The sequence below is a fragment of the Geodermatophilus sp. SYSU D00815 genome (assembly GCF_054050035.1).
In genome coordinates this window covers 141,795-166,770 of the sequence record NZ_JBJGYO010000005.1, presented here as the reverse complement: position 1 = coordinate 166,770, position 24,976 = coordinate 141,795, and the positions used below count along the sequence as shown (strand labels likewise).

The 24,976-nt window shown below is 73.7% G+C and carries 26 protein-coding genes; 16 read left to right on the top strand and 10 right to left on the bottom strand.

Annotation, left to right across the window (positions count from 1 at the left end; all coding sequences use genetic code 11):
• From ACI78S_RS08190 to ACI78S_RS08120, 15 genes are all read left to right on the top strand, one after another.
• Entirely contained in the window at positions 1–1,296 is a 1,296-nt protein-coding gene (locus tag ACI78S_RS08190; protein ID WP_456972029.1) for a C-glycoside deglycosidase beta subunit domain-containing protein, read from the top strand.
• Between the two features lie 117 nt (positions 1,297–1,413).
• Positions 1,414–2,196 (top strand): nuclear transport factor 2 family protein, encoded by a 783-nt coding sequence (locus ACI78S_RS08185; RefSeq protein ID WP_456972027.1) that lies wholly within the window; start codon positions 1,414–1,416, stop codon positions 2,194–2,196.
• Positions 2,197–3,600 carry an MFS transporter gene (locus ACI78S_RS08180; protein WP_456972025.1) on the top strand — a complete coding sequence of 468 codons (1,404 nt, stop codon included), beginning with the start codon at positions 2,197–2,199 and terminating at the stop codon, positions 3,598–3,600.
• 100 nt (positions 3,601–3,700) lie between these two features.
• The gene (locus ACI78S_RS08175; protein ID WP_456972023.1) at positions 3,701–4,669 is read left to right on the top strand and encodes a sugar phosphate isomerase/epimerase family protein; all 969 of its coding nucleotides are present in this window, start codon (positions 3,701–3,703) and stop codon (positions 4,667–4,669) included.
• Entirely contained in the window at positions 4,666–5,637 is a 972-nt protein-coding gene (locus ACI78S_RS08170) for a sugar phosphate isomerase/epimerase family protein (RefSeq protein WP_456972021.1), read from the top strand. Before ACI78S_RS08175 ends, ACI78S_RS08170 begins: the two co-directional genes overlap by 4 nt.
• Positions 5,634–6,581: a sugar phosphate isomerase/epimerase family protein gene (locus ACI78S_RS08165; RefSeq protein ID WP_456972019.1), complete on the top strand. Its 948-nt coding sequence runs from the start codon at positions 5,634–5,636 to the stop codon at positions 6,579–6,581. The genes ACI78S_RS08170 and ACI78S_RS08165 overlap by 4 nt, the downstream gene beginning before the upstream one ends.
• A complete protein-coding gene (locus ACI78S_RS08160) occupies positions 6,578–7,594 on the top strand; it encodes a sugar phosphate isomerase/epimerase family protein (protein WP_456972017.1) in 1,017 nt (338 codons plus the stop codon). Before ACI78S_RS08165 ends, ACI78S_RS08160 begins: the two co-directional genes overlap by 4 nt.
• Positions 7,587–8,474 carry a ThuA domain-containing protein gene (locus ACI78S_RS08155; RefSeq protein ID WP_456972015.1) on the top strand — a complete coding sequence of 296 codons (888 nt, stop codon included), beginning with the start codon at positions 7,587–7,589 and terminating at the stop codon, positions 8,472–8,474. Before ACI78S_RS08160 ends, ACI78S_RS08155 begins: the two co-directional genes overlap by 8 nt.
• Positions 8,474–8,887 carry a C-glycoside deglycosidase beta subunit domain-containing protein gene (locus tag ACI78S_RS08150; RefSeq protein ID WP_456972013.1) on the top strand — a complete coding sequence of 138 codons (414 nt, stop codon included), beginning with the start codon at positions 8,474–8,476 and terminating at the stop codon, positions 8,885–8,887. Before ACI78S_RS08155 ends, ACI78S_RS08150 begins: the two co-directional genes overlap by 1 nt.
• The gene (locus ACI78S_RS08145) at positions 8,884–9,936 is read left to right on the top strand and encodes a sugar phosphate isomerase/epimerase family protein (RefSeq protein WP_456972011.1); all 1,053 of its coding nucleotides are present in this window, start codon (positions 8,884–8,886) and stop codon (positions 9,934–9,936) included. Before ACI78S_RS08150 ends, ACI78S_RS08145 begins: the two co-directional genes overlap by 4 nt.
• A 2-nt stretch (positions 9,937–9,938) precedes the next feature.
• Positions 9,939–10,715, top strand: a complete 777-nt coding sequence (locus ACI78S_RS08140) for a TIM barrel protein (RefSeq protein ID WP_456972009.1) — start codon at positions 9,939–9,941, stop codon at positions 10,713–10,715.
• Positions 10,712–11,629: a ThuA domain-containing protein gene (locus tag ACI78S_RS08135; RefSeq protein ID WP_456972007.1), complete on the top strand. Its 918-nt coding sequence runs from the start codon at positions 10,712–10,714 to the stop codon at positions 11,627–11,629. Before ACI78S_RS08140 ends, ACI78S_RS08135 begins: the two co-directional genes overlap by 4 nt.
• Before the next feature lie 10 nt (positions 11,630–11,639).
• A complete protein-coding gene (locus ACI78S_RS08130) occupies positions 11,640–12,908 on the top strand; it encodes an ROK family protein (protein ID WP_456972005.1) in 1,269 nt (422 codons plus the stop codon).
• Positions 12,909–12,941: 33 nt separating this feature from the next.
• On the top strand, positions 12,942–13,718 hold the full coding sequence (locus tag ACI78S_RS08125) for an alpha/beta hydrolase fold domain-containing protein (RefSeq protein ID WP_456972003.1): 777 nt from the start codon (positions 12,942–12,944) through the stop codon (positions 13,716–13,718).
• Positions 13,715–14,827, top strand: a complete 1,113-nt coding sequence (locus tag ACI78S_RS08120) for an FAD-dependent monooxygenase (RefSeq protein WP_456972001.1) — start codon at positions 13,715–13,717, stop codon at positions 14,825–14,827. The genes ACI78S_RS08125 and ACI78S_RS08120 overlap by 4 nt, the downstream gene beginning before the upstream one ends.
• 87 nt (positions 14,828–14,914) lie before the next feature.
• Here the strand turns inward: ACI78S_RS08120 and ACI78S_RS08115 are convergent, their stop codons facing one another.
• The 9 genes from ACI78S_RS08115 to ACI78S_RS08075 all read right to left on the bottom strand — a co-directional run bounded on the left by ACI78S_RS08115 (position 14,915) and on the right by ACI78S_RS08075 (position 23,595).
• Complete coding sequence (locus ACI78S_RS08115; RefSeq protein ID WP_456971999.1) at positions 14,915–15,976, bottom strand: hypothetical protein; 1,062 nt, start codon at positions 15,974–15,976, stop codon at positions 14,915–14,917.
• A gap of 83 nt (positions 15,977–16,059) precedes the next feature.
• Complete coding sequence (locus ACI78S_RS08110; RefSeq protein ID WP_456971997.1) at positions 16,060–16,767, bottom strand: hypothetical protein; 708 nt, start codon at positions 16,765–16,767, stop codon at positions 16,060–16,062.
• A 189-nt stretch (positions 16,768–16,956) separates the two neighbouring features.
• Positions 16,957–17,349, bottom strand: coding sequence for a VOC family protein (locus ACI78S_RS08105; protein WP_456972221.1), 393 nt, complete (start codon positions 17,347–17,349; stop codon positions 16,957–16,959).
• Positions 17,350–17,434: 85 nt separating this feature from the next.
• Positions 17,435–18,607, bottom strand: a complete 1,173-nt coding sequence (locus ACI78S_RS08100; RefSeq protein ID WP_456971995.1) for an alpha/beta hydrolase family protein — start codon at positions 18,605–18,607, stop codon at positions 17,435–17,437.
• 18 nt (positions 18,608–18,625) lie between these two features.
• Entirely contained in the window at positions 18,626–19,372 is a 747-nt protein-coding gene (locus tag ACI78S_RS08095) for an SDR family NAD(P)-dependent oxidoreductase (protein ID WP_456971993.1), read from the bottom strand.
• A gap of 74 nt (positions 19,373–19,446) precedes the next feature.
• Complete coding sequence (locus tag ACI78S_RS08090) at positions 19,447–20,415, bottom strand: fumarylacetoacetate hydrolase family protein (RefSeq protein ID WP_456971991.1); 969 nt, start codon at positions 20,413–20,415, stop codon at positions 19,447–19,449.
• Positions 20,415–21,353 (bottom strand): VOC family protein, encoded by a 939-nt coding sequence (locus ACI78S_RS08085; protein WP_456971989.1) that lies wholly within the window; start codon positions 21,351–21,353, stop codon positions 20,415–20,417. Before ACI78S_RS08085 ends, ACI78S_RS08090 begins: the two co-directional genes overlap by 1 nt.
• A 92-nt stretch (positions 21,354–21,445) precedes the next feature.
• Positions 21,446–22,576 (bottom strand): FAD-dependent oxidoreductase, encoded by a 1,131-nt coding sequence (locus tag ACI78S_RS08080; RefSeq protein ID WP_456971987.1) that lies wholly within the window; start codon positions 22,574–22,576, stop codon positions 21,446–21,448.
• Between the two features lie 8 nt (positions 22,577–22,584).
• Positions 22,585–23,595: a cyclase family protein gene (locus ACI78S_RS08075; RefSeq protein ID WP_456971985.1), complete on the bottom strand. Its 1,011-nt coding sequence runs from the start codon at positions 23,593–23,595 to the stop codon at positions 22,585–22,587.
• Positions 23,596–23,701: 106 nt separating this feature from the next.
• On the opposite strand from ACI78S_RS08075, the gene ACI78S_RS08070 reads away from it, so the two are divergent.
• A complete protein-coding gene (locus ACI78S_RS08070) occupies positions 23,702–24,631 on the top strand; it encodes a LysR family transcriptional regulator (RefSeq protein ID WP_456971983.1) in 930 nt (309 codons plus the stop codon).
• Between the two features lie 21 nt (positions 24,632–24,652).
• Here the strand turns inward: ACI78S_RS08070 and ACI78S_RS08065 are convergent, their stop codons facing one another.
• Positions 24,653–24,922 carry a YciI-like protein gene (locus tag ACI78S_RS08065; protein WP_456971981.1) on the bottom strand — a complete coding sequence of 90 codons (270 nt, stop codon included), beginning with the start codon at positions 24,920–24,922 and terminating at the stop codon, positions 24,653–24,655.
• Positions 24,923–24,976: the final 54 nt, after the last annotated feature.

The following is a 24,976-nucleotide window of genomic DNA, read 5'->3' as shown; positions in this document are numbered from 1 at the left end:
GTGCTCGAGTTCCCGATCATCCAGGGGCGGGGCTTCCGCAACGTCGTCGAGGACGGCCGGGTCACCGGCTTCTCGTTCCGGCTGCGCAACCCCAACTACCGCGGCGGCCCCGCCAGCCTGCTCGACGGCGTCGAGGTCGTCGTCGACGGCGAGCGCATCCCCGACCACGTGCCGCTGTGGACGCTGCAGGGCCGCACCTTCACCCTCGACGAGCTGCGGGCCTCGACCGACGCGCGCTGGCAGCTCGACGAGCCGGCCACCATCACCGTGCCGAAGCCGGGCGGCCTGTCGGTGGGCGTGCACCACCTCGAGGTGACGGTCTACCTGCGGCGCTCCTACTTCCCGCCGCTGATCGCCCGGTCGGAGTTCTCCGCCACGGGGTCGGGCGTGATCGTGCCGCCGGCGCCGGAGGGCGGCCTGAAGTACGGCGTCTCGACCTACAGCTACACCGGCGACATCTACACCTCGATGACGCTGGAGGACGTCTTCGCCGACATCGCCGACCTCGGCGCCACCGGCATCGAGATCCTCGGCGAGGGCAACCTGCCGAACTACCCCTCGCCGGACCCCGCCTGGGTCGACGGCTGGCACCGGCTGGTCGAGAGGTACGGCCTGACGCCGACCAACTTCGGCTCGTGGGTCGACACCACCCGCTTCCACGGCCGCGACCTGTCCGCCGAGGAGGGCGCCGAGCAGCTGCAGCTGGACCTGCGGCTGGCGAAGCAGCTCGGGTTCACCTCGGTGCGGCCCAAGTTCGGCGTCACCTCCTGGGACCTGGACCCGCACCCGATCTGGGAGCAGGTCGTCGAGCGCTCGCTCGACCTCGCCGCGGAGCTCGACGTCGTCATCTGCCCGGAGATCCACTCGCCGACGCCGATCAAGCACCCGGTGACCCAGGGCTACGTCGACTTCATCGAGAAGACCGGCACCGAGCACTTCAAGCTGCTCATCGACACCGGCATCTTCCAGACGGCCGCCGTCCGCGAGAACGCGGAGGCGCTGGGCACCGACGACGAGGACGACGTGCCGCCGCCGCTGCGCCCGCTGCGGGTGCCCATGGCCGACCTGGTGGAGGTGCTGCCGCACACCCACTTCATCCAGGCCAAGTTCTTCGAGATCGACGACGACCTGCACGACCTGCACGTCCCGTGGGGCGACATCGTCCCGACGCTGGAGAACGCGGGCTGGAGCGGGTGGCTGTCCAGCGAGTACGAGGGCCGGCGGGAGCCGTACCGCGGCCGCGACCAGGTGCGCCGCCAGCACGCCCTGCTGCGCTCGCTGCAGGGGCAGGCCTGACGGGGACGACGGACGCGTGCCCCCGTCCTGCCGGCTGATCACGCCCCGGCCCTTCCGCGGACCGCCGGCTCCTCGTGAGCCCGCCCCGTCCACCCAGCAGAGGAGCAGGAACCCCGCATGACCACGATCGAGGAGACCCAGGCGCTCGAGCAGCGCCTCGCGGCACTGGAGGAGCGGCTCGCCGCCGCCGAGCTGACCGCCACCCGCGCGCAGGACCGCGGCGCGGTCGAGAACGTCTTCAACCGGTACATGCACTACCACAACGCCTACGAGGACCAGCGGATCATCGACGAGCTCTGGGTGAAGCCCGGGACGCCGGACATCTGGTCGCGCTACAACAACGTCGGGGTCTACACGACCTACGAGTCGGTCACCGCCTACCACCGCGGCCGGCCCAGGCCGATCGGCAAGCTGCTGTTCCACTACACGACCACGCCGGTGGTCGAGGTCGGCGCCGACGGGCAGACCGCCAAGGGCATCTGGATCATGGCCGGCCTCGAGTCCGGCCTCATGGACCCGGAGGTGGCCCAGGGCGTCCCGCCGTGGGTGTTCTCCGGCGGCGACGTCGACGGCAAGCCGGTCTGGGCGCACTGGGTCTGGTGCAAGTACGGCGTCGACTTCGTCAAGCAGGACGGTGAGTGGCGGATCTGGCACTTCCGCTGCTACGAGGTGGCCCGCGCCCCGTTCAACCGCGACTGGATCTCCTTCGCCAAGGACAACCAGGAGAGCCACGACTCGCAGCTGGCGTGGTTCGGCGACGACGGCGTCCCGGTGTTCCTCCCGCCGGTCGACGAGCCGGTGACGACGACGGAGTACCACCCGTACGCCAACGACCGGGCCCAGACGCTCGACCCCGAGCCGCCGAAGCCCTACACCGAGTTCGAGGACACCTTCCGCTAGATGAAGGTCACCGATCCCGCGGCGGCGCCCGTCCAGGCGCCGCCGCGGCGGCCCGGCGTGCTGCTGGCGATCGCATGCGCCGCGCAGTTCATCGCCGTCCTCGACACCTCGATCGTCAACGTCGCGCTGCCCCCGATGCAGGAGAGCCTCGGGCTCTCGCCCACGGGTCTGCAGTGGGTGGTGAGCAGCTACACGCTCACCTTCGCCGGCTTCCTGCTGCTCGGCGGGCGGCTCGGCGACCTGTTCGGCCGCAAGCGCGCCTTCCTCGGCGGGCTGCTGCTGTTCGCCGTCGCCAGCCTGGCCGGCGGCCTGGCCCAGGAGGGCTGGCAGCTGGTCGCCGCCCGTTTCGTGCAGGGGCTCGGGGGAGCGGTGCTCGTGCCGACGACGCTGAGCCTCGTCACGACCGGGTTCGCCGACCCGCGGGCGCGGGCCCGGGCCCTGAGCCTGCTCACGGCGGCGGCGGCCTCGGGCAGCGCGCTGGGCGGGGTCATCGGCGGCCTGCTGACCGGGTTGCTGAGCTGGCGCTGGGTGCTGTTCGTCAACGTCCCGCTGGGCGCGGTGCTGGCGGTCGTCGCGGCCTGGGCGCTGACCGGCCGGTCGCCGGACCACACGCGCGGGCGGCTGGACCTGCCCGGGTCGGTGTCGGTCACCGCCGCCACCGCGCTGCTGGTCTCGGCGGTGATCCTGGGCGAGGAGCGCGGCTGGACCTCCGGCCCGGCCCTGGCCTGCCTGGCCGGTGCGCTCCTGCTCGGTGCGCTGTTCGTCGTAGCCGAACGGCGGGCGGCGGAGCCCGTCGTCCCGCTGTCGGTCCTCCGGGTCCGTCCGGTGACCGTGGCCAACTCCCTGACCGCGCTCACCGGCGGGGTGCTGCCGGCCATGATGTTCTTCCTGGTGCTGTACCTGCAGCAGGTGCTGGGACTGGACCCGCTCACGGCCGGCCTCGTGCTGGCGCCCGGCGCGGTCGGGATCGCGCTCGGCGCCCGGCTGTCCTCGCGGGCGATCGAGCGGCTCGGGCCGCGCCGGCTGTTCCAGCTCGGCACGCTGCTCGCCGCCGGGGCGCTGGTCTGGCTGGCGCGCATCGACGGCGGCGGTTCCTACTGGTGGGACGTCGTGGTGCCGATGACGCTGGCCATGGCGGGCTTCGGCGCCGCGGGGCTCCCGCTCACCGTCACCGCCACGACCGGGCTCGGCCCGGGGCGGGCCGGGCTCGCGTCGGGCCTGCTGTCGACGTCACGCCAGGTGGGCGGTGCCGTCGGCCTGGCGGCCCTGGTGGCCGTCGCCAGCTCGGCTGCGGGGGAGCCGACCGACGGCTTCGCCGTGGGCCTGCTGGTCGGCGCCGGCCTCCAGCTCGCCGCGTTCCTGGCGGCCTTCGCGCTGCCCGCCACCGGGCATCACCGGCGTTGATGGGGCGCATCGGCCGGAACTGTTTGTGCCGGCGGTCACGAACCGCCAGGATGTTTCTGCACAGAACATGCATAAATCGCTCGACCGAGGGGATCGCCACGTGGTGTGGACGAAGTGGTCCTACATGGACCACTGGGTGACGGAGACGCCGCAGGGGCCGCAGCCCCCGTCGTTCAACCGCGCCTACATGGATCGGTACGTCAAGCAGCTGTCGGCGCTCGGCTTCACCGGGTTCGACACCTTCTTCTTCTACCTGCACGCGCTGGCCGGCATGTACGGCTCGGTGACGGGCTTCGAGCGGTTCCTGCAGGACAACGGGTTCGAGAAGATCACCGGGATCTTCTCCGCCTACCCGTCCGCGACGAGGTACACGGCGCCGCACGTCCGCGAGACGCACGACCGGATCGTCGCCGACTGCACGAACACGCTGCGCATGTGCGAGGGGCTGACCGGCGTCGAGAACTTCATCGTCATGCCGACCTCCACCTACCACCAGACCGAGCCGGTCACCGACGACACGATCAAGGTCGTCGCCGATCTGTGGAACCGGGTCGGGAAGCTCACCCTCGAGCACGGCATGAAGACCACGTGCCACTTCGAGTTCTGGGGCGCGATCCGCACCCGCGAGCAGCTCGACACGTTCTTCCGCTACACCGACCCGGAGTACGTCCACTTCTTCTGCGACACCGCGCAGCACACGATCGCCGGCGTCGACCCGGTCCAGATGTTCCGCGACTACCGCGACCGGTGCACCGGCTTCCACTTCAAGGACACGAAGGACGTCGACGAGCACGAGGCCTACCGCACCCCGCCGGACCCCGAGCTGATGGCGCCGCAGGTAACCCGCTGGTTCTACGAGATGGGGGAGGGCGGGCTGGTCGACTTCCCGACGCTGATGAAGGAGATCGTGCGCTCGGGCTACGACGGCTGGCTGACCGTCGAGCACGACAAGGCAGAGCTCGGCGGCGGCAGCTACGCCGAGGCCACCGCAGTCGCCAAGTGGTACATCGACAACGTGCTCGCCGAAGCGCAGGCGGAGGCCGAGGCGGAGCTGGGGGTCGCGCGATGAGGGACACGCTGCGCTGGTCGTACGCGCTCAACCAGTGGAACTTCCGGCTCGACGTCTTCGTCCGCCACGAGGACCAGCAGCGGGCGCTGAAGACCGTCTCGGCCTGCGGGTTCGACCACGTCGAGCTCGCGTCGGGCACCGGCCGCTGGGACAACATCGCCCGGCCCGAGGTCATCCTGCTCAACCACGGCAGCCACGCCGGCTTCCTGGACTTCCTGCGCCGGGCGAAGGTGCGGGGCGTCTCGAGCATGTTCTGGGACCCTCAGGCCCCCGCCGAGGAGGAGGAGGGCTACGCCTTCCGGTCGACGGCGAACCCGGACGACCACGACGCGATCGTCGAGTGGGCCCGCCCGTTCGTCGACTTCCTGGCCGGCGTGGGCGCCGAGCAGCTCGTCGTCCGCCCGGTCGGCTCGGCCTGGATGAGCCCGCCGCTGGACGCCGACGGCATCAAGCTCGTCGGCGAGGTGTGGAACCGTGTCGGCGAGCTGACCTCCGCCGCCGGCCTCGGGCTCGCCCTGCACTACGACTGCCTGGGCGCCGTGCACACGGCCGACGAGCTGCGCGGACTGCTCGCCGCCACCGACCCGGCGACCGTCGGGTTCGCCCTCGACACCGCCGAGCTCACCGTCGGCGGCATCGACCCGGTCGCCTTCTACCGGGAGAACGCCGAGCGGGTCACCCACGTGCACCTCAAGGACACCCGCTACGCCGACACCGGCGAGGAGTACCGGATGCCGGGTGCGGAGTCGACCATGCTCAAGGGCGGGGCCGGACGGCGGATCGAGCGCTGGTTCTTCGAGCTCGGCACCGAGGGCGGGCTGGTCGACGTCAAGGGCTTCGTGACCGCGCTGCGCGAGCACGGCTACCCGGGCTGGGTCGTCGTCGAGAGCGACCACGGCGGCAACCCGGCCGAGCTGGCGATGCTCAACAGCTGGTACCTGCAGCACGAGCTGGGGATCGCGAAGTGAGCGCCGAGCGGAAGATCAAGTGGTCCTACATGGACCACTGGCGCAGCAACGGGCCGGCCGGGCCGGTCGACCAGTGGCACTCGGTGAAGACGATGTCGGCCTTCCTCAAGCAGGTGAAGGCCGTCGGCTTCGACGCGATCGACACCTTCGACTTCCGGATCTGGCAGATCTACGGCGACTACGGCGGCCCGGCGAAGTACCAGGAGATGGTGACCGACCACGGCTTGGAGCGGATCGTCAACACGTTCCACGCCGCCGACTACGACGTCCGGAACTACGCCCCGCACATCCCCGAGACGCACGAGAACATCCTCGAGGACTTCCGCGTGACGATGGGCCGCTGGTCGGAGATCCGGCTCGACAACATCATCGTGATGCCGGCGACCTTGTACTACGACATGGAGCCGATCACCGAGGACAAGCTCAAGCACACCGCCGAGCTGTGGAACAAGGTCGGGGAGATCACCGCGAGCCACGGCGTGCAGCTGACCTGCCACCACGAGTTCTTCTGCGGGATCCAGAGCGAGCCGGACATCGAGACCTTCTACTCGTACACCGACCCCCGGTACGTGCACCTGTTCGTCGACACCGCGCAGCACTGCATCGCCGGCGTGGACCCGGTGGCGCTCTACCGCCGGCACGCCGACCGGGTGACGGGCTTCCACTTCAAGGACACCAGGGACGTCGCCACCGGCGACGACCACCGGCACCGGCCGGACTCGGAGATCATGGCGCCCACCACCGGCAAGTGGTTCTACGAGATGGGCACGCCCGAGGGCCTGGTCGACTTCCGGGCGTTGATGGCCGCCGTCCGCGACCACGGCTACACCGGCTGGATCTCCGTCGAGCACGACAAGGCCAACAAGGAGGGCGGCGACTACTCCGAGAGCACCGCGATCTCCCGCTGGTACGCGAAGAACGTCCTCGAGGAGATCTACAGGTGAACGAGCTCGCGAGCTCACCGGGTGAGCACGGCACCGGCATCCGCTGGGCGTACGCGATCAACCAGTGGAAGCCCCAGTTCGACGACTTCGTCCGCCGCGAGCAGCACGAGCGGGCGCTGAAGACGATGTCGATCGCCGGGTTCGAGGGCGTCGAGCTGACCTACGGCACCGGCCGCTGGGAGCCGCTGGGCAACCCCCAGCAGCTCGCCGCCAACTTCGGCTCCCTGGCCGGCTTCCGGGACTTCCTGCTCGGCTGCGCGATCGACGCGGTGTCCAGCTGGTACTGGGACCCGGCGGAGCGGTCGATGGAGCACCTGACCGGCCCGCTCTCACCGCTGTCCGCCGACGACGTCCCGGAGATGGTCGCGAAGGCGAGCTGGCTCGGCGGAGCGCTCGCCGAGCTGGGCGGCTCGGTGCTGCTCGTCCGTCCGGTCCCCGGTGCCGGGGACGTGGAGCCCCTGGACGACGACGCGCTCGGCCGGGTCGCCGCGTGCTGGGAGACGGTCGGGCGGGCGACGGCGGAGCACGGCGTACGCCTCGCCCTGCACGTCGACTTCCTCTCCGCGCTGCGCCGCGACCACGTGGACCGCCTCCTGGACCGCACGGATGCGGCACTGGTGGGGCTGGCCCTCGACACCGGTGAGCTGACCGTCGGGGGCATCGACCCGGTCAGCGTGATCGAGCGGTACGGCGAGCGCGTCCGGCACGTCCAGTTCAAGGACGCGCTCGCCGTCGACGACGACGAGGAGTACCTGCAGCCGCACGCGCACTGGACGGTGCGCGTGCGGGGCGGCGCCCGCGAGGTGCCGCGCTGGTTCGCCGAGCCCGGCGCCGACGGGGGGCTCGTCGACTTCCCGGCGGTCACCCGCGCGCTGCGGGACGCCGGCTACTCCGGCTGGATCGTCGTCGAGAGCGACCAGAGCCCGCACCCCGCCGCCAGCGCCCTGCTGGCCGGCTACCTCGTGCAGCGCGAGCTGCGCCCGATCCTGGAGAGGGAGACCGCCCGTGCCTGACATCGGCCGGCGCGTGCTCGGCGGCGGCGACGAGCTGAAGGCGCTGATCGTCACCGGGCACACCGACATCCACCACGACTGGCGGACCGTCTCCCCCATGCTGAAGGAGCTCCTCGAGGGGACCGGGCTGTTCGACGTCCGCATCACCGAGGAGTTCCGCGGCGCCGGACCGGGGACGCTGGAGGGGTACGACCTCGTCGTCCTCAACTACTTCGGCCGGTTCGAGCCGTGGGGTCACGCGCCCGAGAAGCGCTGGGGCACGGGCACCGAGCAGGCGCTCTACGACTTCGTCGCCGGCGGGAAGGGCGTCGTCGTCTACCACGCCTCGCTGCAGATGGGCGCCGGCTGGGAGGACGACTTCGAGGCGATGGCCGGCGGTGTCATGCGCGAGCACTGCAGCCGCCGAGCACCCATCGACGACTTCCGGCTGCACGTCGTCGCCCCCGGCCACCCGATCACCGCGGGGATGCCGGAGTTCGTGCCGCACTACGACGACGACCTGTACGTCAACCTCCAGTGGGCGCCCGGTGCCGACGTCGAGGTGCTGGTCACCGGCTGGGACAACCCGCTGCGCTACACCCAGGTGCCGGCGCAGTGGAACGCGCTGCCGGGCATGGGCGAGGAGCACGCCCTCGTCTGGACCAACCGCTACGGCGAGGGACGCGTGTTCGCCAGCGGCATCGGCCACGGCCCCGAGGCGGTGTCGCACCCCTCGTTCCGCGGCCTGTTCGCCCGCGGCTGCGAGTGGGCCGCCACCGGCGAGGTGACGCTCGACCTGCCCGAGGGCTTCGGCGAGCCGGTGCCCGGCGGCGACTGGTGGCCCACCACCCTCGAACCGATGGTCCGCGACATGTACGAGCAACGGAAGGCGAGCCTCTGATGGCCACCGGCGACACCGTCCTGTCCGACGACAGCCTCGTCCGCAGGCCCGAGGGGCTGGGCATCGCGCTGACCGTGCCCTGGTACCGCAGCCTGTGGCTGTCGAGCGTCAGCTCCCTCGAGGTGTCGGTGGAGGGGCGCAGCATCCCGGCCGAGGACCTCCGGGTGGAGCTGGGGGAGCGGACCTTCCGGGTCGACGAGCTGGCCGAGCAGTGGGACGTGCTCTGGTTCATCCAGGACCGCCTCGTGGTGGTCGTGCCGATGGACCAGCCGCCGGCCGCGGGCGCCGAGGTCGACGTCGAGGTGACGGTCGACCTGCGGCTGCCCTACATGCAGATCGCCCCGCAGGTCTACGTCACCAACCACGCCAGCGACCGGCGCACGCTGGTCGCGCACGCAGGAGCTGCCCGATGACCACGCAGACCGCACCCGTCGCCGCCCCCGCCGTCGAGGGCAGCGCCATCACGCTCGGCCTCACGCTCTACTCGCTGACCAGCGAGTGGGCGGCCGGCCGGTACGACCTGGCCGGGCTGCTCGACGTCGTCGACGACGCGGGCATCGGCCCGGGCATCGAGATCGTCGCCTCGCAGACGATCCGCACCTACCCCGAGGTGACGCCCGAGTTCGTGCGCGCCTGGCGGGACGCCTTCGACCGGCACGGCTTCGTGCCGAGCTCGTTCGGCTGCAACCTCGACATGGGCCGCCGCCGCGACCGGGACATGACCCCGGACGAGGAGTACGAGTTCACCGTCACCCAGTTCCGCAGCGCGCACGCCCTCGGCTTCCCGCTGGTGCGGATCCAGAGCGCCAAGCCCGAGCTCATCCGCCGGCTGCTGCCGGTGGCCGAGGAGCTCGACCTGACGATGGGCTGGGAGCTGCACGCCCCGCTCGGGCCCAACTCGCCCAAGGTGCTCGAGATCCGCGAGACCTACGAGGAGATCGGCTCGCCGCGGCTGGGCTTCGTCGCCGACTTCAGCGCCACGATGCACGCCATGTCGCCGACCATCCTGCGCAAGCTCGGGAAGATGGGGCTCGGGCCCGCGGAGCTGGACCGGCTGCAGGAGATCTGGGCGACCGACGCCGACATCAACGCCCGGCACGGCGAGTTCGTCGAGTACCTGCGCTCCCGCGGGATCGCCCCGGAGTCGCTGGGCTCGTTCGCCCGGCTGGCGTTCAACATGCACGGCCACGTCGACCCCGCCGAGTGGGCCGACATCATGCCGCAGATCGTGCACGTGCACGCGAAGTTCTACGACATCGACGAGAACGGCGACGAGCCGGCCATCGACTACCCGGCGATCGTCCGCGAGTTCGTCCGCGGCGGCTACGGCGGCTTCTTCTCCAGCGAGTGGGAGGGCCACGCCTTCGCCGACCTCGACGAGGCCGACCCCGTCGACCTCGTCCGCAAGCAGCACGCCCTCATCCGCCGGTCGATCACGGCCGCGCTCGCCCAGGAGGCCTGATCGTGTACCAGCTGTCCGCCAACATCGAACTGCTCTTCAAGGAAGCCGGCGCGGACGCCGGTGACCGGGTCCGCGCCGCCGCGGCGGCGGGCTTCGACGCCGTCGAGATGTGGTTCTCCACCGACAAGGACCTCGACTCGCTGGGCAAGGCGCTCGCCGACACGGGCGTGCAGCTGACCTCGCTGCTCGCCGGCCCGCGGATGGGCTACACCTTCCCGGGCACCGACCTCGCCCCGTTCCACGAGGGGCTGGCCGTCGCCGTCGAGCACGCGGAGCTCCTCGGGTGCCCCCGGATCGTGCTCGCCTCGGGTGTGGGCTTCCCGGGGATGAACCGGACCAAGAACCTCCAGATCATCACGGACATGTTCCGCGAGGCGGTCGCGCGGCACCGCGGCTCCGGCGTCGAGTTCGTCCTCGAGCCGGTGAACAGCCGGGTCGACCACCCGGGGGCGCTCACCGACCGCACCGAGGACGCCGTCGTCGTCGCCCGGGCCGTGGACGACCCCTCGTTCGGCATCCTCTACGACCTCTACCACTCGATCGCGCAGGGCGAGGACCCGGCGACCGAGCTGGCGAACGCGGCCGGCCTCGTGAAGTACGTGCAGCTCGCCGACGTGCCCGGCCGCGGCGAGCCGGGCAGCGGCACGGTCGACTGGGCGGCGCAGCTCGCCGTCCTGCGGGCCTCCGGCTACGACGGCCCGATCGGCCTGGAGTACTTCCCGACGGTCGAGTCGGAGGAGTCGGTGCGGTTCATCCGCTCGGTCGCGGCGGACGCGTGACGCCCGGCAAGATCGACGTCCTGCTGGCCACCGGCCGGGTCACCGTCGAGCACGACAACGAGTTCCGCAGCTTCCGCCACCACACGCACCTGCTGACGACGCTGCTGGAGTCCACCGGCCGGTTCCGGGTGCGGGTGCTCGAGGAGTTCCGCGGCATCGGCGACGAGCTGCTCGACCGCTTCGACGTCGTCCTGGTCATGTACGAGGGGCGGGACGACTACCACTCGATCGCGGAGGGCTTCGGCCCGACGACCGAGCAGGCGCTGCTGCGGTTCGTGCGGGACAAGGGCCGCGGCATGGTCTGGTTCCACGGCTCGTCGGTGCAGGAGCCGGAGTGGGGCTGGCCCGAGGAGTTCGACCGGATGCGCGGGGCGACCCTGTCCCGCGAGACCGGGCTGCGGCCCCGGCCGCAGGGCGAGGTGGTGGTGCGGACGGCGCAGCCGCGGCACCCCGTCACCCAGGGCCTCGAGCCGCAGTGGTCGGTGGTCAACGACGACGTCCTGACCGGTGCGCGGATGGACCCGTCGGCGCAGGTGCTGCTGACCGTCTTCGACGACGTCGACAGCTACCGCCGCGCGGGCTGGCCGAACGCGCACACGCCGGTGGTCATCCCGCCCGGTGGGCTCGACGCGCTGCCCGGCATGAACACCGACCAGCCGCTGGCCTGGGTGAACGAGTGGGGCGCCGGGCGCAGCTTCTGCGTGACCCTGGGGCACGACTGGGACACCTTCCGCAGGCTGCCGTTCATGACGCTGCTCGTCCGCGGCGTGGAGTGGGCGGCCACCGGCGAGGTGACCCTCGGCCCGCCCGAGCGCGCCGGCGCGGCGCGGTGGCGGGTCTGGCCCTACTACGCCGGCGACACCTCCCGCTTCGACCGGGCCGTCCCGGCCGCCGCAGCGGCCGCCCGGCACTAGGCCCGCGCCGGTGCAGCCGCAGCCCTCCGCCCGCGACGTCCTCGTCCTGGCGCGGATCGTCGACCTGGTGCGGGCCGGCACCGCGGTCACCCGCCCCGAGCTCGAGGCGGTCACCGGCCTCGGCCGCACCGCCGTCAACGACCGGCTGCGCGAGGGCGTCGACCTCGGGGTGCTCGCCGAGGTCGACGCCGTCCCGTCGGGCCAGCGCGGCCGGCCGTCGCGGGCGGTGCGCTTCCGCACCGAGGCCGGCCGCCTGCTCGTGGCGGCGCTCGGCGAGGTGTCCCTGCACGCCGCCGTCACCGACCTCGACGGCCGGGCGCTGGCCGCGGGGTTCCGCGCGATCGACGTGCAGGACGGGCCGGAGCGGGTCCTGCGCGCCGTGGACGAGGCGTTCGGGGAGCTGCTGCGCCGGGTGGACGACGGGGCGCCCGTCTGGGCGGTGTCCCTCGGGTTGCCCGGGCCGATGGACTACCCCCACGGCCGCGTCGTCGTCCCGCCGGCCATCCCGGGCTGGGCCGGCTTCGACGTGCGGTCGTGGTTCGCCGCGCGGCGCGGGGTGCCGGTGTGGGTGGACAACGAGGTCAACCTCCGGGCGCTCGGCGAGTGGGAACGCGGCGTGCCGCGGGAGCGCCGCGACCTGCTCTACGTCAAGGTGGCCACCGGTATCGGCAGCGGGCTGGTGACCGGCGGCCGGCTGCACCGCGGCGACAGCGGCGCGGCCGGCGACATCGGGCACGTGCGGGTGACCGACGACCCGCTGGCGCGCTGCCGCTGCGGCAAGACCGGGTGCCTGGAGGCGGTGGCCGCCGGCTGGGCGCTCGTCGCCGCGCTCACCGAGGAGGCCCGCGCCGGCCGCAGCCCCGTGCTCGCCGAGCGCCTGGCCCGCGCCGGCCGGATCACCGGCGAGGACATCGGCGCCGCCACGGCCGCCGGCGACGAGGTGGTGCGCGCGGCGGTGAGCCGCGCGGCGCGGGTCACCGGGACGGCGATCGCCGGCGTCGTCAACTTCGCCAACCCGGGCACGCTCGTCCTGGGTGGCGGCGTGCTGCGGACCGGTCCGCTGTTCGTCGACGAGTTCCGGGCCGCGGTGCTCGACGGCACGATCGAGCTCGCCGCGCGGGACCTGACCATCCGCACCGCGTCCCTCGACCCCACCGAGGGCGTCACCGGCGCCGCGCTGCTCGCCGCCGACAACCTCCTGCGCCCCGCCGCGCTGCAGATCTGGCTGGCCGACGGCAGCCCGGTCGGCGCCGCGGACCTGCTGCAGCGCGCAGCCTGAGCCCCCGTCCACCCGCCCGAGGAGCCGCCCGCCGTGCCAGCCGTCACCACCACGCCCGGGATCGTGTACGCGGTCCGCGGCGACCGTCCCCTCGCCCTCGACCTGCACGTGCCCGAGACCGCCGCGCCGCCCCCGGTGGTCGTGCACCTGCACGGCGGCAGCTGGAAGTTCGGCTCGCGGTCGGACCACCCCGAGCGGCTGCGCGGCCTGGCCGCCCACGGCTTCGCCGTGGCGTCGGTGGACTACCGGCCGTCCACCGAGGCGCCGCACCCGGCGCAGCAGGAGGACGTGCGTGCGGCCGTCACGTGGCTGCAGCAGCACGCCGCCGAGCACGGCGCCGACGGCTCGCGGATCGCGCTGTGGGGCGCCTCGGCCGGGGGCCACCTCGCCGCCCTGGCGGCGCTCACCCCGCCGACGCCGGTGGCCGCCGTCGTCACCTGGTTCGCGACGACCGACCTGCTGCGGGCCGCGCTGCGACCACCGCTGGAGCCCCGGTTCCTGCCGGACTTCGAGGGGGAGCTGCTCGGCGTCGCGGACGTGCTGGCCGACCCCGCTGCGGCGCGGGCGGCCAGCCCGCGCTGGCTCGCCCACGCCGGGGCGCCGCCGTTCCTGGTCATGCACGGCGACCGCGACCGACTCGTGCCGACCGTGCAGTCGACGGTGCTCCACGAGGCGCTGGTCGACGCGGGGGCGGACTCGACGCTCGTGCTCGTCGGCGGCGCCAGCCACGAGGACCCGGCGTTCGACGCGCCCCGCACGCTCGGCCTCGTCGCCGCCTTCCTGCGGGCGCACCTCGGCGGTGCGGCGTGAGGGCGCTGGTGATCGGCGCGGGCCCGGCCGGGTGCACCGCGGCGGTGGCGCTGGCCCGCCGCGGCGTCGACGTCGTCGTCGTGGAGGTCGAGCCCGAGGTCCGGCCGGCCGGCGTCGGCCTCATGCTGCAGAACTCGCCGCTGCGCGCGCTGGACTCGCTCGGCCTGGTGGAGGCCTGCGCCGAGCGCGGCTACGTGCACCGCGAGATCGACGTCTGCGACGCCCGGGGCGCCGTCCGGCACGTGCTCGCGCCGCCGTCCCTGGTCGAGGAAAAGCCCGCGATGGTGGCGATCTCTCGAGCTCACCTCGCCGAGGTCCTGCTCGACGCCGTCCGGACGTCGGGGGCCGAGCTGCGCCTCGGGACGACGGCCACCGCGCTGACCGACTCCGGCGACCGGGTCGGTGCCCGGCTCTCCGACGGCTCCACGGAGTCCTTCGACGTCGTGATCGGCGCGGACGGGCTGCACTCCCGCACCCGCCCGCTGGTCCTCCCGGACGCGCCGGAACCCCGTCGGACCGGCCAGCTCATCTGGCGCGCCGCGGCCCCGCGGCCGCCGCAGGTCGACCGCTACTCGATGCTCGACGGCGGTCCGCGGCTGGGCAAGGTCGGTCTGGTCCCGATCGCCGACGACGCGCTCTACCTGTGGATGCTGCAGACCGACACCGGGGCCGAGCGACCGCCGCGGGAGCGGCTGCTCGCGGCGCTGCGCGAGCAGCTCGCCCCGTTCGGCGGCCACGTGCCGGCCGTCGCCGAGGCGCTCGCCGGCGACGTCGACCTGCGCTCGCTGCAGGCGCTGCTCGTGCCGCTGCCGTGGTCGCGCGGGCGCTGCGTGCTGATCGGGGACGCCGTCCACACGACCACCCCGCACATCGCCTACGGCGTCGGCATGGCGATCGAGGACTCCGTCGTCCTGGCCGCGATGCTCGCCGCGGACGACGACGTCCACGGTGTGCTGCAGCGTTTCGGCGAGCGGCGGTTCGAGCGCTGCAGGCTCGTCGTCGACGCCTCGGTCCGGCTGGGGGAGTGGGAGCAGGACCCGCCGGCCGACCCCGCGGCCCCCGGGCAGCTGACCGGTCGCACCCTGGGAGCACTGGCCGCGCCGTACTGACCCCACGGGCCCCCGCAGGGTCGGCGTCGCTCCTCGGGAGGACCGGGTCGCCCGGCCGGCGGTACCGGCCGGGCGACCCGCGGCGGGTCAGCCGCGCCGCGCCCGCTGTCCGCGGCCGGCCGTCGCCAGCACCAGGACGGCGCCGAGGACCAGCAGGCCCACCGCCGCCGGCAGGCCGCTCGGCGACCGCTCGGACGCCGGTGCCGGCCGGCCCGCCGACGCGGTGCCGATGCCGCACGCGTCGCCCCGGGTACCGCCGGTGCCGCCGCCCGACGGTCCGGTCGCCGGGACCGCGCCACCGGCCGGCGCACCGCTCGGAGCGGCCGGGACGCCCACCGGGTCGGTGCAGAGCAGCCCGCCGCCGTGCGTCCGCGCCCCGGCGCCGGGCGAACCGGGGCTCCGCGGCGCACGGTCCCCGCCGTCGGTCCCCGTGCCGGAGCCGCTTCCCGGGGCGTGACCGGGAACGGGCGAGGGACCGTGACCGGGCCCCGACCCGTCCCCGTGGCCGTGGCCCGGGAACGGCAGCGTGACCCGCACCAGGCCGTCGCCCGGACGACCGTCGTGGCCCTCGTTCACCGGGACGCCGATCACCGCACCGCCGTCCGACCCGAGGAGGTCGGCCAGGTCGAGGTCGACGGTGGTGCCGGGCAGGTCGTCCTCCCCGAACCCGGGCAGCAGGTCGAGGGGGAGGAGGAGCAGCTGCTCCCGGTGCTCCTCGCCGTCGCCCGGCCGGTCGGGCAGCGTGACGGTGGTCGGCGCGCCGGCCTCGGCGCTGACCGGCAGCACGACGGCGTCCTGCCGCGGTCCCGTGGCGTCGCCGCGCACCAGCGGGGTCGACACGGTGGTGGCGGTGCCGCGGTCGGCGCCCGCGGTGTGCACCGGGACGGTGGCCGCCAGGTCGCCGTCCGGATCGGGCGACGCGGTGGCCTCCCGGACCTCCAGCAGCCCGGCGACGTCGAGGTCGCCGCCCGTCCCCGCCAGCAGCGGGACGTCGAGGACGGCCCCGTCGGCGACGGGGACGGTGGCGATCGCCCCGGCGGCCTCGGCGGCGACGTCGTTCTCGTCGGCCGCCGCGACCCCGGTGCCGGCGGCCAGCAGGCCCCCGGCGAGCAGGGCCGTCCGCAGGCCCCGCCGCACCCATGCGTTCATGACTTCTCCTCCAGGACTGAGTGGACCGGTCCGCGGGGACCGGCGGATGCGCCGTGCCGGCCGCGTGGCCGGCCGGGCGCCGCTCAGTCGGGGGAGAAGGAGGGGTCGACGACGACGCCGCGGGCGCTGCCGGGCGCCGCATCCGGCCGGTCGGCACCGGTCGGCGCGGGGACGTCGGCCACGGCGCCCGGGACGGCGGCGGGGCCGGTGTCCGAGCCGCCGGAGGACGTCGTGCGCGAGCCGTCGCCGGGCGCGGGGACGGGGACCGCCGCGCCCGGCGACGGGCTCGGGGGAGCGGCGTCGGCGACGGCGCCCGCGAGCGCACCGTCGGCCGGCGCGGGGGCGGCGGCGCGGGGCGCCGGCTGCGGCCAGGGCGCCTCGACGCCCGGCGCCGGGAGCGGGGCGGCCGTACCCGGGGTGGTCGCCTCCGGAACGACCGGCCCGGCCGCGACCGGGGTCGCCGGCACCACGACGGGGACCGCGGGCAGTGGCGGCACCGCCGGCTCGAGCCGCTCGACGAGCACGCCCGGGACGGTGACCAGCGCCCGGGAGAGCGCCGACACGGGCTCCCCGACGGCAGGAGGCAGCACCTCGGCGGCCGGCTCGAGGACGGCGGGGTCCGCCACGGCGACGACGTCGGGGATCACGGCGAGCGGCGCCTCGAGCAGCGCGGTCAGCGGCTCGGCCGGGCGTTCCTCTGCCGACGCGGACGCGGTGCCGGCCAGCCAGAACCCGACCGCGAGGGCGCCGAGGAGCAGGGCGCGGCCGAGCCAGCGCGGGACGTCGGCCATGGGCACCCCCCCTCCACGCTCCGTGGCTGGTCGGTCACGGTCAGCGTAGGAAGGGTTCCAGCGCTCCGCAGTCCGGATCCGGCCACCCGATGGGGTGGATCCCTCCGCGGGTCGTCACGCCGGGTCATGTGCGGGGCCTCCGCCCCTCCCGTCCGGGGCGCCGGTGCGCCGCCGGCTGCCCCCCGCGGCTCAGATGGTGTGCAGCTGGTCGAGCCAGCTGACCTCCCAGGCGTGGCCGTCGGGGTCGGCGAAGCTGCCGGTGTAGGACGACTCGCCGTCCTGCGCCGGCCGCCACGGGCGGCCGCCGGCGGCGAGTGCCTTGCCGACCAGCTCGTCGACCTCCTCGCGGCTGTCGGCGGTCAGCCGGTGGACGACGGTGGTCGCCTCACCCGGGTCGCCGACCGCGCCCGGCACCAGCTCGGCGAAGCGGTCGCGGGTGTGCAGCATGACCACGATGCCCTCGTCGACCGTGACAGCGGCGCTGCCCACGTCGGAGAAGCGCTCGTGCACGCCGAAGCCGAGGCCGGTGTAGAACTCCCGCGCCGCGGCGAGGTCCTGCACGGGCAGGTTCACGAAGATCATCCGCACGCTCGTGCTCCTTGTCCGCCGGGAGTTCGAGACGACGCCGCGCCCGGGGCCCCCGGCACTGCCGGGCGCGGCGTCGGTCTCAGGCGCGCTGCAGCTCCGCGAAGGTGTCGGCCACCCAGTCGGCGATGAAGGTGCTCACGTGGGGCAGGTGGTCGAGGCCGATGTGCTCGGTCGCGCCCTCCTCCGGGGTGAACACCCGCAGCTCGCGCTTGGGCGAGTGGACGGCCTGCTCGTAGGAGCGGTGCGCGTACTCCAGCGGGATCTGCCGGTCGTTGGCGCCGTGCGCGATGAGGAACGGCACGGTGATGTTCTCGACGACGCCGTCGAGGTGGACGCCGTCGGCGAAGTCGAGGAACGCGTCGAGGTGGTTCTCGTCGCCCTCCTGGCCCCACACCCAGAGCACGTGCTCCCAGTAGTGGGGGACCGGGCGCTCGCCCTCGCGCTCCCGGCGGCGGCGCTGCACCGCGCCCCAGTTGTGGTTGGCGCCCCAGGCCACGCACAGCGCCAGCCGCTTCTCGAAGGCGGCGGCGCGGGGGGCGTAGTAGCCGCCGAGCGACCAGCCGACGATGCCGATCCGGCTCGCGTCGACGTCGTCACGGGTCTCGAGGTAGTCCACCGCGGCGCCGGCCCAGGCCTCGGTGTCGATGCGGGCGGTCAGACCCTGCAGCCGCAGCGCCTCGCCCGTGCCGGGCTGGTCGAGCATCAGGCAGGAGATGCCGCGGGCGGCGAGCTCCTCCCAGTGGTCGGAGCTGTACATGTGCTCCTTGGTGGAGTCCAGCCCGTTGACCAGGACGATGACCGGCTTGGGCCCGTCCCCGGGGGCGGCGGAGAAGTAGGCCGGCAGCGTGGTGCCCTCGTAGGGGATCGCGACCCGGGACACCGACGGGCTGTGGGTGTCGAATGCCTTCTGGGCCAGCTCCAGCAGCCGCTTGTAGGTGGGGATCCGGTTCGGGTCGGAGTGGGCCAGCATGCGCTCGGCCTGGGCCAGGTAGTTGCTGGCGCGGAACCACAGCTGCCCGGCGGTGCGGGTGTGCCCGGCCTTCTCCGCCTCCTCGGCCTGGCCGACGAGCTGGTCGGTCAGCTTGGTCCAGGCCGCGAGGAAGGCCGGCGTCCCGGCGTCCTCGCCGCCGGCGGCGGCCTCGCGGATCGGCCGGCAGGCCCGGTCGACCTCGTCGATCAGCCCACCGGAGTTCAGCGTCGCGACGACGCTGAGGTTGTAGGTGTACGGGCCGGTGGGGAAGTACTCGAACACGTGCTTTCCTTTCGGGTGTCAGCGCAGGGCGTCGCTGAGGGACTTCACGCCGCCGTGGGCGGTCATCCCGCCGTCGACGGGGATCTCGGCGCCGGTGATGAACGAGGCGTCGTCGCTGATCAGGAAGGCGACCAGCGGGGCGACCTCGTCGACGGTGCCGGTGCGGCCGAGCGGGGTCTCGGCGACGTTGGCGGCGCGGAACGCCGGGGCGGCCGAGGCGGTCATCGGCGTCTCGATGTAGCCGGGGTGCACGGTGTTGACCCGGATGCGGCGCGGGCCCAGCTCCAGGCAGGCCGCCTTGGCCAGCCCGCGCAGCGCCCACTTCGACGCGGTGTAGGCCACCGGGTAGTGGCCGGTCAGCGCCGCCACCGAGCCGACGACGACGATCGACCCGCCGCCGGTCATCAGCGGGGTGAGCGCCTGGATGCCGAGCAGCGTGCCGGTGACGTTGACCTCCGACACCCGGGCCAGGTCGGCGGGGTCGAGCTCGGTCAGCCGCGCCCGCCAGGTGACGCCGGCGTTGGCGACCAGCCCGTGCACGGCGCCGTGTCGCGCCCGCAGGTCCTCGGCCAGCGCCGTCCACCCGGCGGCGTCGGTGACGTCGAGCTGCCGGTAGGTCACCCCCGGCAGCTCCTCGGCCGGCTCGGGCCGGAGGTCGCAGGCGACCACCGTGGCGCCGTCGGCCGCGAGCAGCCGCGCCTCGGCCGCCCCCTGGCCCTGCCCGGCGCCGGTGACGACGACGACCTTCCCCCCGAGCCGGCTCACGACGTCATCCGTCCGCTCCCGCGGGGCGCTCCGCTCCTCGCGTCCCTCGCCGCGATGCTCACGCCCCTGTCCGCTCACGACAGGCGCTTGCGGGCCCGCGGCCGGGGACGCGCGGGGCGCACCGGCGGGAGCTCCACGCCGGGCACGACGCGGTTGCGGACGGTGCCGATGCCCTCGACGGTCATCTCCACGACGTCGCCCGGCTGCAGCGGGGGAGGGGCCGCCTCGCCGCGGGTGCCCCACAGCTCGGCCAGGCAGCCGCCGTTGCCGCAGGTGCCCGAGCCCAGCACGTCGCCGGCGCGCACCCAGGTGCCGCGGGAGGCGTAGGAGACGAGGTCCTCGAACGGCCAGCCCATGTTCGACAGCAGGTCCTGGCCGATCTCGACGTCGTTCACGCTGACCCGCATGTCGAGCGCGAGGAAGCCCTCGTCGTCGCGGTACGGCTCCAGCTCGTCGGCGGTGACCAGCCACGGCCCGAGGGTGGTGGCGGAGTCCTTGCCCTTGGCCGGGCCGAGGTTGACCTTCATCTCCCGGGCCTGCAGGTCGCGGGCCGACCAGTCGTTGAGGATCGTGTAGCCGAACACGTGGTCGCGGGCGGCCTCGGGCGTGAGCGACGTCCCGTCCCGCCCGACCACCACGGCGACCTCGAGCTCGAAGTCGAACCGCTGGGAGCCCGGCGGGACCGCGACGTCGTCGTGCGCGCCGATGAGCGCGTACGGGTTGGTGAAGTAGAACGTCGGCGCCTGGTACCACTCGGCGACCACGCCGGCCTGCCCGTCGATCGCCTTGCGCACGCCCTCGACGTGCTCCTCGAACGCGACGAAGTCGCGCACGGTGGGCGGCTGCAGCGGCGGCAGCAGCCGCACCTCGTCGAGGGGGACCGGCGGCGCCGAGAACGCCGCCGTCCCCGCGTCGAGCGCGGCCGGCAGCCCCGCGCGCACGAGGTCGAGCACCGCGACGTCGGCGGGCAGGGCGTGCAGCCCGTGCTCGCCGACGACGCCGGCGGTGACGATCCCGCCGTCCTCCCAGGTGGCGAACCGCATCAGACCGGAGGGGCCACGAACAGGCCCTTGTCCGGGTCGTTGAACGACTTCTGCGCGACGAACTCGTTCATCGCGTTGGCCGTGCCCCACTGGTCGGAGACCTCGGGCTGGGTGAAGTCGTAGACGTGCGGGTGCCAGGTGTCCTCGTCGACCTCCTCCAGCTCCGTCGTGTACTCGACGGTGTTGCCGTGCGGGTCGAGGAAGTAGCTGAAGGTGTTGTTGCCGGCCATGTGCCGGCCGGGGCCCCAGATCTTCTCGACGCCGGCGCGCAGCAGCCGGCCGGTGCCGCGCATGTACTCGTCGATCCCGCGCATCTCGAACGAGGCGTGGTGCAGCGAGGGGTGCGGGCAGCGGGCGACCGCCATGGAGTGGTGCCAGGCGTTGGTCCGCATGAACCACATCATGTTGCCCATCCGCGGGTGCATCAGGGTGTCGGAGAGCGCGAACCCGAAGTGCTTCTCGTAGAAGGCGACGGTCTGCTCGGGGTTGGCCGAGTTGATCACCACGTGCGAGAGGCGGACCGGGATCGACTCGCCCTCCTCGATCTTGCGGTGCTGCCGGACGGCGACGTCGGAGCTGACCTCGACGGTGCGGCCCTCGTTGTCGAAGAACCGGAAGCCGTAGCCGCCGCCGGGGGTCTGCAGGTCCTTGGGCTCGTGCACCAGCTGCACGCCCTCGGACGCCATCCGCGCGGCCAGGGTGTCGACGTCGGCGGCGTTCGCGGCGCCGAAGGAGATCAGGTCGATCCGCTTGTCGGCCGACTCGCGCAGCCGGACGACGTACTGCTCCGGGCTGCCCTCGGCGGCGAGGAAGGTCAGGCCCGAGTCGCTGTGCTCGGCCTTGAGGCCCCAGGTGTTGGTGAAGAAGTCCTCCTGCTTGCGCAGGTCGGGCACGGCCAGGTCGACGTGCCGCAGGTGGGTGATCAGGCGCTGGGTCATCTCTGTTCCTTGGGCTCTGCGCGAGATCGGCGATGTGGTCGTCTCCGGACGCACATGGCGACCAGATCGCCGATCTGGCTGGGCGGGGGGTCTTACGCGGGCTGGGCGGTGAGCATGGCGATCGACCGCATGAGGCCCGGGATGTCGCCCTGGACGTGCTCGAGCTGCCACTGGCAGAGCTGGTTGGACGCGTCGACGACGGTCTTGGCGCGCTCGAACCGGCGGGCGTGGAAGGCGTCCCACAGGTCCTGGTCGAGCGCGTCGCGCTCGGTGAGCAGCTCGGCGAGGACGACGGCGTCCTCCAGGGCCATGGCCCCGCCCTGGGCGATGGTGGGCGGGCAGGTGTGCGCGGCGTCGCCGATGAGCACCACGCGGCCGCGGTTCCACGGCACGTCGAGCACGTGGGTCTCGAACCACGTGTAGTTGACCCGGCTCGGGTCGGTGAGTGTCTCGCGGATCTCGTCCCACGGGCCGTGGTAGGCCTGCGAGAGCTCCTTCATCGTGGCCAGCTGCTCCTCGGGGGAGAGGGCGCTGCGGTCCTGGGCGGCCTCGACGATGTAGGCGTAGAGCGAGTCCTCGCCGGTGGGGCAGTAGCCGGCGATGAACGACGGCCCGCCGTAGTAGAGGTCGGTGCGCGTGACGCCGGCCGGGCGGGGCCCGAAGGCGCGCCAGATGCCCATGCCGACCGACCTGGTCTCCAGGTTGATGCCCAGCGCCCGGCGGGTCCACGAGCGGATGCCGTCGGCGCCGACCACCAGGTCGTAGCGGCCGGTCGAGCCGTCGGAGAAGGTGACGTCGACGCCGGTCTCGTCCTGCGTCAGCTCGGTGAAGGTGGTGCCGAACCGCACCTTGACGCCGACCTCCGCGGCCCGGTCGGCGAGGATCCGGGCCAGCTCCGGGCGCGGCATGCCCATGACGGCGGGCAGGTCGGGGCCGCCGGTCTTGGCGTCGGGGATCTCGGCGACCACGGTGCCGTTCGGGTCGGGCGCGCGGATGCCGGTGACGTCGAAGGCGTAACCGGCGGCCTGCACCTGCTCCCACACGCCCAGCGAGCGCAGCTCGCGCAGCGCGTTGCCCTGCAGCGTGATGCCCGAGCCGAGGGCGGTGACCTCGGGCTTGATCTCGACCAGGTCGACGGCGACCCCGCGGGAGGCGAGGTGGATGGCGGTGCCGGCGCCGGCGAGGCCGGCGCCGACCACGAGGACGGTGTTGACGGCGGGCACGGGAGCTCCTACTTGACGGCGATCGGGTTGACGGGGGCGCCGACGGCGCCGGTCACGGGCAGGGGGGCGGCGGTGAGGAAGAAGTCCCACACGCCGTCGGCCGCGCAGTCGGCGGCCAGCGCGTCGAGGTCCCACATCTCGCCGATGAACAGGCCGATGTTCGGGATGGCGACCTGGTGCAGCGGCTGGAAGGCGGCGTCGAACTCGTTGGGCCGCACCTCGAAGCCCCAGGTGTCGGTGGCGACGCCGGCGATCTCGGTGCCGTGCAGCCAGTCGGCGGTGGTGAACGACAGGCCCGGCGCGGCGCCACCGGCGTAGTCGCCCCAGCCGCGGCCCTCGGCGAGGTCGCGGCGGGCGCGGGTGAGCCGGCCGGTGCGCACCAGCAGCAGGTCGCCGCGGCCGACCCGGGCCGACCCGCCCTGCGCGGCGATGGTGGCCTCGAGGTGCTCGGTGGTGATGGCGAAGCCGTCGGGCAGCTCCCCGTCGTCGCCGATCGCCCGACCGACGTCGAGCAGCACGCCGCGGCCGGCGAACAGCGCGGCGGTGGTCTCGATGCCGGTCACCTTGTCGCCGTCGCTGGTGACGACGTCGCCGGCGCGGCGGCCGTTCCAGGCCATGCCGTGGTCGAAGATGTGGCCGAGGCCGTCCCACTGGGTCGAGGCCTGCAGCGGCATCGCGATGACGTCGTCGGCGCCGCCGATCCCGTGCGGGAAGCCCTGCACGCCGCGCTCGGCGTCGGTGCCGGTGTCGAGCATCGTGTGCACCGGGTTGGTGCGCCGCCGCCAGCCCTTCTGCGGGCCGTCCATGTCGAAGCGCAGCGACAGCGAGAAGCTCGCGCCGCGGCGGACCAGCCGGGCGCCCTCCAGGCGCTTGGCCTCGTCGAGGAAGTTCAGCGTGCCGAGCACGTCGTCGTCGCCCCAGCGGCCCCAGTTGGAGCAGCGCTTGGCGGCGGCCGCGATCGCCCCCTCCGGGTCGGAGCGGTCGAGATCGGCGGGGGTGATGGGGCTGTGCGGTGGCACGTCGGATCCTCCTCGAAGCGACGCACACCACAGTCGGGTCTCCCGAACGGGTTGGGAAGACGAGATGTCTGATGACACCCATCAACGGCGTCGATAGCGTGTCGGCGTGAACCTGGCGAGCCTGGACCTGAACCTGCTCGTCTCCCTCGACGCCCTGCTCCAGCAGCGCAGCGTCACCCGGGCGGCGGCGCAGATGGGCCTGTCGCAGCCGGCGCTGTCGGCGTCGCTGGCGCGGCTGCGCCGGCACTTCGGCGACGACCTGCTCACCCGCGTCGGCAACGAGTACCGGCTCACCCCGCTCGCCGTGCAGCTCAAGCAGCTGACCCGGATCGCGCTCTCCGGGGTGGAGCGGGTCTTCACCGCGCAGCCGGAGTTCGACCCGGCGTCCTCCACCCGGGAGTTCACGTTCCTGGTGAGCGACTACTGGGTCGCCGTCCTGGGCGACACGGTGGCCGAGCTGCTGGCCGAGGAGGCGCCGAACGCGCGGCTGCGGCTGGCGGCGAACACGCCGTCGGCGGTCGACCGCGCCGACCAGGTCATGCTCACCACCGACCTGCTGGTGCTGCCGCACGGATTCGTCACCGGCCTGTCGCACCGCGACCTGTACCGCGACGAGTGGGTCTGCGTGGTGGCCGCCGACAACCCGGTCGTCGACGAGGGGCTCGACCTCGAGCACCTGGAGACCCTGCCCTGGGTGGTCACCTTCCACGGGCCGACGGCGGCGACGCCCGCCGAGCGCCAGATGCGCATGCGCGGCATCGAGCCGCGGGTGCAGGTGATCACCGAGAACTTCCTGACCGTCCCTGGGCTGGTCGCCGGCAGCGACCGGATCGCGCTGCTGCAGCGCCGGCTGGTCGAGCAGCTGCCGCTCAACACCGGCATCCGCGCGCTGCCGCCGCCGGTCGAGGTCGGCCCGCTCGTCGAGGCCATGTGGTGGCACCCGGTGTTCGACGACGACCCCGAGCACGCCTACCTGCGCGACCTCGTCAGCCGGGCGGCGCGGCAGGCGGTGGGCGAGGCGAACGCCGCGGTATAGCTGCCGCTGATGGCGCCGGGGTCAGCCGACGACGACGTTCCAGTCGCGGATCGTCCAGCCCGTCACCAGGCCGTGCCGCACGTAGGGGTCCTCGGCGACGAAGCGCTCCACGACCTCCCGCGGCGCCGTCCAGACCAGCAGGGCCCGATCGAAGGGGTCGGGCAGGGCGCCGGCGAGCAGCAGCTCGCCGCGCTCGTGCGCGGCCCGCGCGAGGGCCAGGTGCTCCTCGCGCAGCGCCGCCCGGCGCTCCAGGTAGTCGTCGACGAGGGCGTACTCCAGGACCAGGTGCACCGGCTCACGATGCCACTGGGCCAGGATGCGCGGAGTGCACCGCCGCACCCCGAG

Coding starts and splice junctions, on each gene's coding strand:
- ACI78S_RS08115 (WP_456971999.1), bottom strand. CDS start 15,976: ATGAACGCATGGGTGCGGCGGGGCCTGCGGACGGCCCTGCTCGCCGGG.
- ACI78S_RS08090 (WP_456971991.1), bottom strand. CDS start 20,415: ATGCGGTTCGCCACCTGGGAGGACGGCGGGATCGTCACCGCCGGCGTC.
- ACI78S_RS08145 (WP_456972011.1), top strand. CDS start 8,884: ATGACCACGCAGACCGCACCCGTCGCCGCCCCCGCCGTCGAGGGCAGC.
- ACI78S_RS08110 (WP_456971997.1), bottom strand. CDS start 16,767: ATGGCCGACGTCCCGCGCTGGCTCGGCCGCGCCCTGCTCCTCGGCGCC.
- ACI78S_RS08180 (WP_456972025.1), top strand. CDS start 2,197: ATGAAGGTCACCGATCCCGCGGCGGCGCCCGTCCAGGCGCCGCCGCGG.
- ACI78S_RS08170 (WP_456972021.1), top strand. CDS start 4,666: ATGAGGGACACGCTGCGCTGGTCGTACGCGCTCAACCAGTGGAACTTC.
- ACI78S_RS08185 (WP_456972027.1), top strand. CDS start 1,414: ATGACCACGATCGAGGAGACCCAGGCGCTCGAGCAGCGCCTCGCGGCA.
- ACI78S_RS08085 (WP_456971989.1), bottom strand. CDS start 21,353: ATGACCCAGCGCCTGATCACCCACCTGCGGCACGTCGACCTGGCCGTG.
- ACI78S_RS08105 (WP_456972221.1), bottom strand. CDS start 17,349: ATGATCTTCGTGAACCTGCCCGTGCAGGACCTCGCCGCGGCGCGGGAG.
- ACI78S_RS08150 (WP_456972013.1), top strand. CDS start 8,474: ATGGCCACCGGCGACACCGTCCTGTCCGACGACAGCCTCGTCCGCAGG.